The organism is Agrobacterium vitis (genome assembly GCF_037039395.1).
GTDB lineage: Bacteria > Pseudomonadota > Alphaproteobacteria > Rhizobiales > Rhizobiaceae > Allorhizobium > Allorhizobium vitis_E.
Genome location: NZ_CP146244.1, coordinates 100750 through 114871, shown reverse-complemented (window position 1 = coordinate 114871; position 14122 = coordinate 100750). Strand labels below are relative to the sequence as shown.

Below are 14122 nucleotides of genomic sequence, written 5' to 3'. Positions count from 1 at the left end.
TTTGAGATGTCCAAGACCGGGATTTCGACGGTCATTTTCAATCAGAGAACCAGCAGGCCGCTGGTTCAGCTTATAAGGCTCAATTGGAGGAGCCGGGGAGCGGAGCCGCCGATGTTGACGGCACTTTCTGGTAAACGGTCAGCAACTTAGCGGCATCAACCATGCCCGAATTGCTGGCATAGAGCACATCGCCCTTCTGCATCTGGAACAGCTGCATCAGCATGATGCTGGAGGCGTCCTTCATATTGACATGGTAGATCACCGGCTTGCTGCTGGTAACCATGGTAACCGGTCCCTTGGCGCCGTTTGCCGTCACTGTGGATGCCGGAACCTGGATCAACTGGTTGCGGAACACGTAGACATTGCGGGCATCGGCCCGGTCATCCAGCAATCCGCCAGCCCGGCCAACAGCCTGAGCCAGGGTGAGCTTGCCGGTTTCAAACTGAAATTCGCCCGTGCTTTTGAAAGCGCCGAGGGCCGTATAGCTGGCCGGTTCGCCGTCGACGATCACCTGGTCGCCGGGCAGCAGGACGATATTCTGTTTTTCATCGCTCATCACCCGATCCAGCGTCGTGGTCGCACGTTCGCGACCACGCACCACGGTGACCTTGGCGGCCTGCGGTGCGACAGACGCCCCGCCCGACTGCGAAATGATATCCAGAACCCGCTCACGCCGCGCTGTCAGCGCCACTTTTCCGGGGGTCTTGACGCCACCGCTGACCAAAACGGCGCTGGACGGCTTGTCCACAACCGTCACGACGGCCTGTGGGTTAACAGCCGAGCCTTTCATGCCCTGAACAATACGATTTTGCAGGCCTTCCGGGGTGGAATCCGTCACCCGCTGCTTGCCAACGAAAGGCATGGTGACACTGCCTTGGGGGTCGACAGTGAAGCGACCAAGATTAAGGGTGCTGCTATGGGTGGAGGAAAACAGACCTTCTTCGCCGGTATCCAGCAAGGTCACGTCAAACACATCGCCCGGCCTCAGCCGCTGTTGATTATAGGCGCCGCGAAGCACCGACAAACCCGGCTCGGAGGCTGAATAACCCGATTGCGGTGCTGCAGCCGTGACCGCTGGTGCCTTGGAAAGCTCTATCACCGGCACCTTGCTTGAACTGCCCGGGAACGTCGCAGACCGGATGGCCCCAGCACTTGGTCCATCCGATGGTTTTGCACAGCTCGACAAAATCGCAATCAAAAGAACTGGCAAAACCTTGCGCATTCGCTGCTCCAAAATCCAAGAATCAATAGAAAAAATAGATAGCAGCCCAAGCCTAACTAACAATTGCAAAAACCGACAAATGCCGCAAAAACGACATTCAAAAAACACATGTTGCTTTTGCGCAACCCCAGGAGTGAAAAATTGAAGCCAGCTTGCGCCCAGCAATTGCTACGACAGCATGCAGAACCACATTGAGGATATCGAGCGGGCAGACGCCACGAAATTCGTGGACAATAATGCATCAGCTCAAAGCTTTTATGGATATCCTCGAGCGGCATGTGGGGTGATCATCGGATCGATCATGATCTTGCCCTCCATGGCCAGCGCCCGCAACCCCGACGATCACGGATTTGCCCCAGCCGCCGCGTCGGGTGGCGACATAGTCACAGGTGGCCGGTTTTGGATCAATATTTCGGCGGATCTGCCAGCAGCAGCCAGAAGGCAAACAGCGGCGAGCGCATGGCGTGATCGATAAAACCCTGCAATGCATTGCGACGGGTCATCGTCAGATATCCTTGGCAAGGCGCAATGCATCGTAGATGGCAGCATGCGTGTTGCGGGCCGCCACCGCATCGCCAATCCGAAAGAGCTGGTAGGTTCCGGCCGGATTGCGCTCAACAGTCTGTGGCGCACCTGACAGCAATTCATCGTAAGAGACCTCGCCGAGGTTCTTCGAGCCCGGCTTCAGCTCGAAATAGAGATCATCCAGCGGAATGGTGCCGTGGTTGACAACGATCTGATCCACCGTCCGCTGTTTGGCGACCCCACCATAGTCGCTGCCGACATGGGCAATGATCTGGTTGCCGCTCTTCTCCGCCGCTTCCAACCGATAGGTGACGGTGAAGGTGACATCGAGCTTTTGCAGCGACCGCATATAGGGAACGAGGTTCATCGCCATGACTTCGGGCGCAAAGGACCGGTCGGGCGTCATTATCTCAACTTTGGCACCGGCCTTGGCGATGAATTCCGCCGCCTGCAAACCGGCATGATCACCGGCATCATCGAAGATCAGCACGTTGGTACCGGGCTTCACGTCACCGGAGATGATATCCCAGGAGGAGACCACCAGATCGTTGCCCTTCGACAGGACATCGGTATGCGGCAGTCCACCCGTGGCGATGATGACGACATCCGGCGCTTCTGCCGCAATAGTATCGGCCTCTGCCCAGCTGTTGAAATGGAAGGTGACGCCAAGCTTTTCACATTGGCTCATGCGCCAGTCGATGATGCTGATCATCTCGCGCCGACGCTCGCTTTGCGCCGTCAGGCGGATCTGTCCACCGGGATCATTTGCGGCTTCGAAAACCACGACCGCATGGCCGCGTTCGGCAGCGACGCGGGCCGCCTCAAGACCAGCCGGGCCAGCGCCGACAATGACCACCTTCCTGGTGGTTTCGGCTTTCGAAATGATGTGCGGCATGGTCTGCTCGCGGCCAGTGGCCGCATTATGGATACAGAAGGCCATGCCCCCCTGATAGATCCGGTCAAGACAGTAGTTAGCGCCGACGCAGGGGCGGATATCGTCCTCGCGCTTTTCGATAATCTTGCGCACGATATGGGGGTCGGTCATATGGGCGCGGGTCATTCCGACCATATCGACCTTGCCAGCGGCAATCGCATACCGCGCCGTTGCAACATCCGGAATCTTCGCAGCATGGAATGTCGGGAAACTGGTGGCGGCACGGATTTCGCCAGCAAAATCGAGATGCGGCGCGTTGGCCATGCCCTGGATCGGTATGACGTCGGTGAGGCCGGGGTCCGTATCGATATGACCACGGATGACATTCAGATAGTCGATCAGGCCGCTATCACGCAGCCGTTTGGAAATTTCGATACCGTCATTCTGCCCGGTCCCACCGGGAAGACATTCATCGGCTGTGTAGCGAACGCCGAGGATGAAGTCATCGCCGACCCTCTCGCGCATCGCCCTGAACACGTCGAGACAGAAGCGCATTCTGTTGTCGAGTGAGCCGCCGTAGGGACCGTCGAGTTCATTCGTCAGTGGCGAGTTGAACTGGTCGATCAAATGGCCGTAAGCTTCAAGCTCGACACCATCCATGCCGCCCGCCTTCATGCGCTCGGCAGCATCAGCGAAATCCTTGATGATCCGCTCGATATCCCAGTCCTCCAATTTCTTGGGGAAGGCACGGTGGGCCGCCTCGCGCTGATGGGACGGAGCGACAACCGGCAGCCAGTCGCCCTTGTCCCACCGGGTGCGGCGGCCAAGATGCGTGAGCTGAATCATGATCGCCGCGCCCTCTTCATGCACGGCATCGGTCATGTCCCGGATCCATGGAACGATCTCGTCCTTGTAGGCCAGCAGATTGTTGAAAACCGGGGGGCTGTCCTTAGAGACGGCAGCGGATCCGGCTGTCATCGTCAGTGCAACGCCGCCTTTTGCCCGCTCCACAGTATAGGCCCGGTATCGCTCCTTCGGCATGCCATCTTCCGGATAGGCCGGTTCATGGGAGGTGACGATGATGCGGTTGCGCAGGGTCAGATGCTTCAGCTGGTAAGGCTGAAGGAGGGGATCGTTCGACATGCGACGGGCTCCGGTTTAAGGATTTTGAGCAAGGCTAAGCGGGAGTGTACACCTGTGTCAATATCGAAAACACTATGGTTCATGATTTGGACACATATGTACATTTTGCTTGCGACGCCCCTATCAATTTGCTAGGTGATATCTATGGAACAGGCGACGAATGACAGCGGCTGGCGTGGCTCATACGAGGGATGGCTTGAGGCGGCTTATGAGTCTCTGCTGGAATCCGGCGTGGATTCGGTGAAGATTCTTCCGTTGGCAAAGCGGCTCAATCTTTCGCGGACCAGCTTCTATTGGTTCTTCAAAGACCGCGAGGAATTGCTGAGCGGGTTGATCTCGAGATGGAGAGAAAAGAACACCGGTAACATCGTCAAACAGACCGAGGCCTATGCGGAGTCGCTTGCCGAGGCCATGCTGAACGTTTTCGATTGCTGGCTGAACAAAGACCTGTTCGACTCGCAGTTCGAATTTGCCATTCGCAGTTGGGCATTGCAGTCAGCGGACATTCAGGCGGAGGTGCAGCAGGCGGATCAGACTCAGAGTGGAAGCGATCAGCCGCATGTTCATACGGTTCGGCTATAGCGAAGAAGCAGCGGACGTTCGTGCGCGAACGACCTATCTGGTTCAGATCGGCTACATCTCGATGCAATCCACCGAAGACCTTGAGCTTCGCATGAAGCGTATTCCTGAATACATTGCCATTTACACTGGTAATACCCCACAGCAAAGGGAGCTCGACCGCTTCTTCGCCCGACATGGCTACAAGCAGGAGTAGGCAGCGTGAACAAAGGCAGGGCACTCACGATTGGGGTGATCGGCGGTGCGGGCTGGCTCGGCGGCGCGATAGCCGCTGCGGTTCTTGATGCCGGTATCATCAAGCCTCAAGACCTTTCGCTCTCCTATCGCAGACAGCGCCCGAACCGCTTCCCCGATGCCTTCTGGACCTCAGACAATCAGACCCTTGCCGACCGCTCGGATGTCATCATTCTCTCGGTCCGTCCAGCCGATTGGCCTGAGCTGAAGATTAATCTCGAAGGCAAGCTCGTGATCTCCGTCATGACCGGTATTCCGCTAAGCGCACTTTGCGAATATCATAAGATAAGGCGTGTGGTCCGCTCCCTGCCAAATGCCGCCGCCAAGGTTCGCAAATCCTATACGCCCTGGATTGCCTCTTCCGACACGAGTGAAGAGGACCGCACCGTTGTGCGGGCCATCTTCGGTGCCTGCGGGGTTGAGGACGAAGTACGGACGGAGGAGGCGATCGACTATCTCGCCGGCCTCACCGGTTCAGGACCGGCCTTTCCGGCGCTGCTTGCCAAAGCGATGATGGATGACGCGATTTTGCATGGTCTCGATCGTGATGTTGCACAGCGCGCCGTTAACATGCTTATCATCGGTGCCGGACGCCTGCTTGAACAACATGGCGAGTGTCCCGGCGAGACGGTCCAGGCTTTCCTTGAATATCGCGGCACGACAGCTGCCGCGATTGACGAGATGCGCGCCGCTGGCTTTGATACTGCGGTGGCACGCGGGCTCGCAGCGGCGCTCAGGAAATCGGTGGCGATGGGAGACGCTTCCTAACGCCGTCGGAGCGGGTTCGCGCGGTGTCTCGCTCCTCGATACTATCAGCCGCATAACAGAGGGAACGACAATGAAAAGCTTGCTTGCATCGACATGCCTCATTTTCAGCGCTCTTGCCGGATCATCCCTGGCGAATGCCGCCGAGTGCGGCAGCCTGACAATTGCCAGCATGAACTGGCAGAGTGCCGAGGTTCTTTCCAATCTCGACAAGATCATTCTGAATGAAGGTTATGGCTGCAGCGCCGACATTACTGTCGGCGACACTGTCCCGACGATCACCTCCATGGCTGAAAAAGGTCAGCCCGACATCGCGCCTGAAGCATGGATCGATCTGCTGCCGGATGTCGTCAAGAAAGGCACGGAAGAAGGCAAGATCGTCCAGGTCGGCTCTCCCCTGCCAGATGGTGGCAATCAGGGCTGGTGGATTCCCAAATATTTTGCGGATGCCCATCCCGACATCAAGACCATCCCTGATCTTCTGAAGCATCCTGAATTGTTCCCGGATCCAGAAGATCCCTCGAAGGGCGCTATCTACAACGGTCCTCAAGGATGGGGCGGTACTGTCGTTACCTCGCAGTTCTACAAAGCGTTCAACGCTGAAAAGGCAGGCTTTAAGCTGGTTGATACCGGATCTGCTGCCGGTCTCGATGGCGCAATCGCCAAAGCTTACGAAAACAAGAAAGCCTGGGTCGGATACTACTGGGCACCAACGGCCCTGCTCGGCAAATATCCCATGGTGAAGCTTGAGGCTGGCGTCCCTGCTGACGCTGCCGAATGGAAGCGCTGCAATACAGTGGAGAGCTGCCCTGACCCCAAGCCGAATGCATGGCCGGTCGATAAGATCGTTACCCTGGTTGCCAAGCCATTTTCTGAAAAGGCTGGCCCAGATGTGATGGAGTACCTGGCGAAACGCTCCTGGAGCAATGAGACCGTCAACAAGCTGATGGCCTGGATGACAGACAATCAGGCAAGCGGCGAAGACGGTGCCAAGCACTTCCTGAAAGAAAACAAGGCCATTTGGACCAAGTGGGTCAAGCCGGAAGCAGCCAAGAAAATCGAAGCCGCTCTCTAATCCTCGATTCAGCGGTGCGCTTCTGCGCACCGCCTCTTAAGCGCCGGTAAAATAAAAAAACGTGCCCGGCTTCTTTCAACAAGGGGAACAGAAATGGAATGGTTTTATAAATTCCCGCATATGGATGACGATGCTCTTCGCAACCTCAAGAAGGCGATTGACGACGGATTTCGCGGGTTCACACGGGCTTATGGCGATACGATCGAGGGTTTGTTTGTCCCGTTGCAGCATTTTCTCATTGCTGCGGAACGGTTTATGACCAAAACGCCTTGGCCGATCATAACCTTGATCATCCTGGCCATGGCGTGGTTTGCCAGCCGTAACGTCAAGATCGTTCTGGGCTGTCTTGTGACCCTGATGTTGATCGGCTATTTCGACATGTGGGATGACACCATGCGCACGGTGTCGATGATCTTCGTCTGCACGGTTCTCTCAATTGCCATCGGTCTTCCCATCGGCATTCTCATGTCGCGCTCCAACTCCGTTCAAAGAGTTGTCAGCCCCATTCTGGACGTGATGCAGACCATGCCGAGCTTCGTTTATCTGATCCCCGTCGTCATGCTGCTGGGCATCGGCAAGGTTCCCGGCCTGATCGCCGTGGTTATCTATGCCATTCCACCGATGATCCGGCTGACCGACCTTGGTATTCGCCTTGTCGACAAGGATGTTCTGGAGGCTGCGGACGCATTCGGGTCATCCAGCCGGCAAAAGCTGTTCAAGGTTCAATTGCCGCTTGCCCTGCCCACCATCATGGCTGGCATCAACCAGACGATCATGATGGCGCTGGCCATGGTGGTGATCGCTTCGATGATTGGCGTGCAAGGTTTAGGCCAGCCGGTGCTCAAGGCAATCGCCAACCAATACTTCACGCTTGGCATCTTCAACGGCCTCGCCATCGTCGGCATTGCCATCATCTTTGACCGTGTCAGCCAGGCGTATGGCAAGCGACTGCAGAAGCACCGGGAGATCGTCCATGGCTGAGCATGTCTTCGGCGGCATCAAGATCCGCCACCTGTACAAGATCTTCGGACCCAATGGCGCTTCACACATCGAGGCCGTCAAGAACGGCCTGAGCAAGACCGAGTTGAATGAAAAATACGGCCACATTCTCGGGCTTCGCGACATCAATATCGAGATTCCCTCGGGCGGCATCCAGGTGATCATGGGCCTGTCCGGCTCCGGAAAATCCACGCTCATCCGTCACATCAACCGGCTGATCGATCCCACCGCAGGCGAGGTTCTCGTTGACGGCGTCGATGTGGTCCAGATGCCGGCCGCGCAATTGCAAGAGTTTCGCCGCCATCAGACGGCGATGGTGTTTCAGAAATTCGCGCTGCTACCGCACCGCACCGTGCTGGACAACACGATATTCGGCCTCGAAATCCAAGGCGTTCCGCGCCAGAAGAGTATCGAAACGGCCATGCGCTGGCTGGACCGTGTCGGTCTCAAGGGATTTGAGCAAAAATACCCCAACCAGCTCTCCGGCGGCATGCAACAGCGTGTCGGCCTTGCCCGAGCGCTGGCCAACGATGCGCCTGTCCTTCTGATGGATGAGGCCTATTCCGCGCTCGATCCGCTGATCCGCACCGATATGCAGACCGTTTTGCTGACCCTGCAGAAGGAGATCAAGAAAACCATCGTCTTCATCACGCATGACCTTGACGAGGCCCTGAGGCTCGGTGACCAGATCGCCATCCTGCGCGATGGCGAGGTCGTCCAACAGGGTACCAGCCAGGATATCGTGCTGCGCCCTGCCGACGAATATGTGGCCAACTTCGTGAAGGAAGTGAACCGCGGCCGCATCGTGCATGTGGAGGCGGTCATGAGCCCGTTGCACGTATCATCCGATCGGATTGGCACGACCGTTGTCGCGGGTACGACAATCGAGGATGCGTTGCGCAGCCTCGCCTCCGCCCCCGAAGGCGGTCAAATCACCGTGGTCGATACCGCTGGCAAACCCATCGGCAACCTTACCTTCCGGCAACTCGCCGCTGCCATGGTGAACCATGAGGCGGCAATCGAACCAGCCGTGGTGCCGGCCATGGCGGTTTAGCCCCGAAGGCAACCGAGAAGAAGCGGATCGTCTCCACTGTCCACGCCGGCATGGCGCCTACCTGCAAACGGCGTGGCAGTGGTGGAGAATAACGGGAGGCGGAAAAGCAGGATTGAGCATCTGACATGACAGACGAGATCGAACTGGACCATCAAGACGCGGAGGATCTGGCGCTCAGGGCCTGCCTCGGTGCTGGCGCGGACCCGGCAAGCGCCCGCTCCCTCGTCGATGCGACAATGTCGGCTGCGTGTTTCGGCCCGCCAACGCTTGGCTTTCCACATATGGTGGATTACCTTAACAGCTACCGCGACGGGCGCATCAATAATACGCCCGCACCGAGGCTGACGCACCCCTTGCCTGCCATGCTCACCTCCGACGCCGATGGCGGCATTGCGCAACTTGGATTCGATCTTTTCTTTAAAGAGCTTGTCGAAGCGGCACGCAGTTTCGGCATCGCTATCTTCACTCAGACAAACAGCTATACGACCGGCGAACTCGGCTATTATGTGCGCCGCCTCGCAGCAGACGGACTTGTCGGGTTTGCTGTGACGAACGCCAACGCCATGGTCGTATCAAAGCCCGGCGGCCCCGCCGTCTACAGCACAAATCCGATGGCATTCGGCTTTCCACTCGGCGACGGATCGTTGCCTTTGATTATAGATCAGGCTTCCAGCGCGACAGCCTATGTCAACATCGTCGCCGCAGCCGCCGAAGGAAAACCCATTCCCATAGGCTGGGCGGTGGACGACAGCGGCGTCGATACTGACAATCCTAAAAAGGCGCTGGAGGGCGCGCTGCTTCCTTTCGGTGGTCGCAAGGGCGCAAACATCGCCCTGCTTGTTGAGATGCTTTCCGCCGGCCTTTCTGGCGGATCGTGGTCGCTAGACACACCGGATTTCCGCTCCGGAAGCGCCCGCCCCGCCGTGGGCCTGACGATCCTCGCCATGATGCCAGGCACACCCGAAGACAACCGTATTGCCCGCGCCCGCAAGCAAACGGACCGCCTGGCAAACGCCGGCGTCTTCATACCCGGCACCAGCGGATCCAAGCCTGGACACATACCATCGGCGCGATTGAGGATGCGACGATCAGTCTATGAAACAATTTGTGAGTTTGTGAAGCATCCCGGATTTGGTGCAGCCCATTTGACTTAAGTTACGCCGCCATCCGCTATCGTCATCCGCTCATTGGACATATGTGCGAGCAGCCCGTTCCCTTGCAGTTTAGCGAAAGGCGCCTGGAATTGGCCTGCTGCGCTACTCATCATATGCGGCACGGCTTTCATGCTATTGGTTTGCGAGCGGCACTGCGCGTGAAGTGTTCCACGAGCATGACTTCCAGAGGCGTTTTTGTGAGATTTTCGAACGCCAAAAAGCCCCGTTGGGGGCTTTGATGTTATAGCAGGGTTGGTATAGCGGGGGATTGGTTGCGGGGGCAGGATCTAATCTTTACTTGCTGCCCGAGCAAGTAAAGATGGTTGCGGGGACATGCAACCATCTTCACTTGCGATCACCACAACCGCTCCATGCCCTATTAAAATCTCTTCCTACCGGCGACCGTACTCTTCCTACCGGCGACCGTAGCGGACTCTTTCGTACCGCAGCGTAGGAGCCTGACGATAAATACCAGTTTCGCAAACAAGAAGCATCGCACGATTGCCAAGGGCCGCGAGTGCCTCTTCCGTGCCGAAGCTCGATGACACTCAATGCCGTTGGAGTTGTCATTCTTCCATAGGCCGCATTCTGGCGTCTTGTTCGAACTGCTCCATCGACTGCGGCGGTCGGCCGTAGGCGTCGTGCAGTTCATTCCAGAAGCGAAGGAGGAATTCCCGGCGCGTGGTGGGTGTCCAGTCCTCTGCCTCGTACTCGACCGCCGCCGCGCTGGCAACATCCTCGAATTGTTCAGACCTATAGATTCCAGGGAGGATGGTTTGAGTGAGGTCGGTTGCACCAAGCTTGATGCCGATCGGTCCCTTACCACCCATCTCGCGGATCGCAGCGATACCGTTACGCAGAAACTCATCAATTTGCCCAAATGGTATGGCAGACGAAAAGTATGTCAGTCCTTCATGCTCGGTAAAACTGTTGCAATTGACGGCCCAAAGCTCGCCTGTTGCCTGAAACCACTGCGTCGCGTTCCAGACATCCATATCGTTGCGCTGCGACCCTATGCGTCCCCATACCGAGAGTGCGCCTTCGCGACTAAGGCCCCAGTCTCCGTCGGTGCTGCGGATGTGAAGGCCCACTTTTGAGATTCTGGATTCAAGATCGCTCCTCGGCGGAGGCGTCCATTGCGTCGGCGCGATCCTGGCGAAAATCCGTCGGCCGGCGTTTAATTTGACCTGACGCTGCGGCTCGCTCATCGATGTGTTGCGATACTGAAGGCTTTCTTCAGCGCCTACCCAGATCGCCGGATCCGTCTCGCTCGCTGGTTGCCAAACGATTGCGGAGAGCGCTGCTTGTGCTGGCACCTGGGCTGCAAGGATTGGCTGAATATGTGCCTTGAGGACGTCGGCAAACCGCTGTCGCTCGGCCTTGATCTCAGCTTTTGTCGCCCCATCGGCCAGCGTGTATGTTTTGGCGCCACTGCGATGACGCCAGTCGAAGGGGAGCGCTTCTGGCCCAGGATAGTGAGCCGCGTTGGCGACAAGAACTATGCGTCCTTTTGTGATCGCGCGCTCGGCGTAGCCGAGTTCCGACATGACATTCGGGTTCTGAAGATATTTGGGCTCGGGTCGCTTATCGGGGACGACACTAGGCTGCAGGGCAGCCGGGTCTGTGATGCCAACTGGTGTCATGTCCGCGACAAAGACATTCGCTGACGCGATCTTGGAGAGAATGGTCGACGCAATGTCCTCTGTACCGGGCACATTTTTCATATCATGGTCGACTTCCGGCCGTTCTGATTCCTGATAGTCGGGATCGCTTGCGATCAGCTTGCATGCATCCTTCAGGGAATCGCGAACAAAATAGTGGTGGAGCGTCTGATCACGGTCGCTCTGCCAGGACCAAAATACCTTCATTCCCAATCCTTACTCCATTGCGAGCGCACGTCGTGCTGGGCAATATCAGCCGCGAGCCCAATTTTCTTGCAGCTTGACTTGGGCCTGGCCAAATCCATCCAACTGCCATTGCTCCAGTATCCGGTCGCCGATCTGCGGCATTCCCTTGACCAGCTGTCGAACCCAGACAGCTGCGATAATATCCAAGTCGGAAAAGCCCGACTTTCAACATGGACTGGCCAATCATGCCGACGACAGCAGATCAAGCTCAAACACAGACCGCTGCCCCGATTGAACTCGAAGCAGTTTCCGTCTCGTTAGTCAGTCACCTACCGCCCAACTTGTGACAGTTCGGTTCATCGTCGAGCGGTGAAGTTCTGACTGCGGCAAATGCCCTTCTGTTTCCAGCAGGCCTAACTAAAATTTATGTTCAGCTTGTCTTTGTACACGACGATCCGCTTTCGCGCGCGATCCACCACATCATCAAAGAACAAAATCTCCGAATACGTCTCGCCGAGTTGTTGTCGCGACACGGGGTCACGCAACTCGCCGGATTGGAACCAGCCTTGACCGACCGGAAACTGGGTCCAGCCCGGCCCCATCCGCAGTGGGTTCAACGTATCACCGATCAAGTAGCAGTAGAACCGCTTCAGTTTGCCGCCAGACTTCGCCGCGAGCAGATGTGCGTATTCAGTTAGATCACCGATGTGGTCATCCATCGCGACGCCGGGCGCCTTGAATTCAACGATAATCGCCGACCCCTCCTGACTGAACAGTGCAATATCCGGGCGCTTCTTGCTGTTGTCGTCGGTGCGCTTGGCGAGAATCTCTTGGAAGCTCACATCGATGTCCTCGTCGAAGACTTTCTCGCCCCCATTCCAGGTGATATTGGCCAGCGGCATGTCCGATGAGATGTAATCGTAGTAGTGATACTCCTCGCTAAGTAACCAGATATCGTGATCAGACACACCAGCACTGTCCTTCTGCATCGGGAAGAAAATGCTATGGATGATGCGTTCATCTTTGCGCCGTTCACCTTTCACCACCGCCTGAACCAACAGTTCCTTCTTGCAGGCGAGGCTCAGAATTTCCACGATCGCTGTCCGGCGAACGATCAGCTGCGACAGGTTAGCCATATCAAAATTCTTGAGCGAGGCGGTATACTTCCAAGATAGCTCATGAACCTTGGTTCTGAACTCCTCTGAATCCGGCTCGGCCTTTAATATCTCTTCCTTTAGCGAGAAAATCTCTGCCGTCTCCTCGATTACACGCTCTTGATACTTTTTTAGGACGCGTTCGACGACCGCTTTAGCTGGCTCTCCGTATCGAATCCGGGTCGTAGTGTCGGCGAGCATCGCCTCGTTCAAGCCGAACTGCTCACTGATTTCGTTAAGCACCTCCTCCTTATTCCAGTCTGCTGGGACAACCATTTCTTCGATTATTGGATCGATTGCTGCATGGATGTCGGCATATGATATGCGATCGGAAGAAAACATGTCTGACGGAATCTCGTCAGGGATGTTCTCGAAGTCGTCTCGCTGCTCGTTGACACGATCGTCAAGAAACGGGCTCTCCACAAGCACAATGTGATGGAAACCGCTTACCGGATTATTCTGCTCGGCTCGGGTGCGAAGATAATGGGCCGTGATGTCTCTGACCGGAGATGACTTCGCGCATAGTGCGATCGCGTTCTTGGGAAGGTCATACTGACTCGGATCGAGCTGGTAGTGCGAAAGGTCGAACGTTTGAAACGTGGTGAGCCCGTTGCCGGTTAGCGGGTCCCGCTCCTCGACCAGCACAGATCGCTGCGCCGTGACCTCGGGCAAATTGGTTCGACGCAGGTACTCGGTCTCCACCTCTTCTTTGTCCCAGCGCTTTGAGGTGAAAACTATCTCGAATTCGCCAAGGCGGGTTTGAAGTCCCACCAAGCGCTGAAGAAATGCGACGAGCATCTCCCTCTTCAGCGCAGGCGCGGAATACAGTGCACTCGGTGCTTCCCCGCGCAATGCTCGGCTTCGCGCGGAGTCCTTGAATTCGCTAAGCCTAATCTCTGTACCGATATCGGATTCACCGCCGACGCTGTCTGCGAAATCACCGAAGTCGATTTGCTTCTGCGGTTCAGCATACCGCATCTGCCGACGGACAATAGCGTCGTCGCTTGGGAAATTGCTGTCAATCGAGAGCTGGGCGAAATGATGGAAGAACTGGATTCGGCCCGCCCCCTTGCACTGGGCGATGCCGGGAATGTCCAAGTCATCCTTGTAGGAAGTGTCCTTGGTCAGGAAAGCTCGAAGCTGGGGGTCGCCAAGGCCACACCCGTTGTCTGTGCATGAGATGGCAAGCCCCTCATGGTCTCCGAGTAGATCGCCGCGTGTAAACTCAACCTTGATGGCTACCTTCAGCTGAGCCACCGACGGCTCGGCGCCTTTGCGTATCAAGAAGGAGTCAATCGCATTTGAAAGAAGCTCTTCGAAAACGACATACGGATTCGAGCTCAGCTTGGTGTTCTTGATGCTTCCCCTGATATCAAGTGTCATGTCGTTCGATAATTCCCAAAAAACTGTCCCCGCATCTTTGGCCAGTGGCGACTGCGCGCGTCAAGATACTGCAGCGTAATATCTGCGCTATCCCTTGCTCGCCGTCGCGCTCCC

General features: G+C 56.7%; 9 protein-coding genes and 1 pseudogene. 6 read left to right on the top strand and 4 right to left on the bottom strand.

Annotated features, from left to right (window positions below):
- Nucleotides 1–79: 79 nt before the first annotated feature.
- Nucleotides 80–1222, bottom strand: a complete 1143-nt coding sequence (locus V6582_RS21985; RefSeq protein ID WP_156633512.1) for a polysaccharide biosynthesis/export family protein — start codon at nt 1220–1222, stop codon at nt 80–82.
- 505 nt (nt 1223–1727) lie between these two features.
- Nucleotides 1728–3764: an FAD-dependent oxidoreductase gene (locus tag V6582_RS21980; protein WP_156633513.1), complete on the bottom strand. Its 2037-nt coding sequence runs from the start codon at nt 3762–3764 to the stop codon at nt 1728–1730.
- A 144-nt stretch (nt 3765–3908) separates the two neighbouring features.
- Here V6582_RS21980 and V6582_RS21975 point away from each other — a divergent pair.
- The 6 genes and pseudogenes from V6582_RS21975 to V6582_RS21950 all read left to right on the top strand — a co-directional run bounded on the left by V6582_RS21975 (nt 3909) and on the right by V6582_RS21950 (nt 9624).
- Nucleotides 3909–4539, top strand: a pseudogene (locus V6582_RS21975) (TetR/AcrR family transcriptional regulator).
- A gap of 5 nt (nt 4540–4544) precedes the next feature.
- Entirely contained in the window at nt 4545–5345 is an 801-nt protein-coding gene (locus V6582_RS21970) for a pyrroline-5-carboxylate reductase family protein (RefSeq protein ID WP_337739354.1), read from the top strand.
- Nucleotides 5346–5415: 70 nt separating this feature from the next.
- Nucleotides 5416–6417, top strand: coding sequence for an ABC transporter substrate-binding protein (locus V6582_RS21965; RefSeq protein WP_156633515.1), 1002 nt, complete (start codon nt 5416–5418; stop codon nt 6415–6417).
- Nucleotides 6418–6510: 93 nt separating this feature from the next.
- Complete coding sequence (locus V6582_RS21960; RefSeq protein WP_156633516.1) at nt 6511–7398, top strand: ABC transporter permease; 888 nt, start codon at nt 6511–6513, stop codon at nt 7396–7398.
- Complete coding sequence (locus V6582_RS21955) at nt 7391–8470, top strand: quaternary amine ABC transporter ATP-binding protein (RefSeq protein ID WP_156633517.1); 1080 nt, start codon at nt 7391–7393, stop codon at nt 8468–8470. The genes V6582_RS21960 and V6582_RS21955 overlap by 8 nt, the downstream gene beginning before the upstream one ends.
- A 125-nt stretch (nt 8471–8595) precedes the next feature.
- On the top strand, nt 8596–9624 hold the full coding sequence (locus V6582_RS21950; RefSeq protein ID WP_156633518.1) for an Ldh family oxidoreductase: 1029 nt from the start codon (nt 8596–8598) through the stop codon (nt 9622–9624).
- 566 nt (nt 9625–10190) lie between these two features.
- Here the strand turns inward: V6582_RS21950 and V6582_RS21945 are convergent.
- Both V6582_RS21945 and V6582_RS21940 read right to left on the bottom strand, forming a co-directional pair.
- On the bottom strand, nt 10191–11492 hold the full coding sequence (locus V6582_RS21945) for a hypothetical protein (protein WP_156633519.1): 1302 nt from the start codon (nt 11490–11492) through the stop codon (nt 10191–10193).
- Nucleotides 11493–11884: 392 nt separating this feature from the next.
- Nucleotides 11885–14008 carry a hypothetical protein gene (locus tag V6582_RS21940; RefSeq protein WP_156633520.1) on the bottom strand — a complete coding sequence of 708 codons (2124 nt, stop codon included), beginning with the start codon at nt 14006–14008 and terminating at the stop codon, nt 11885–11887.
- Between the last annotated feature and the right edge of the window lie 114 nt (nt 14009–14122).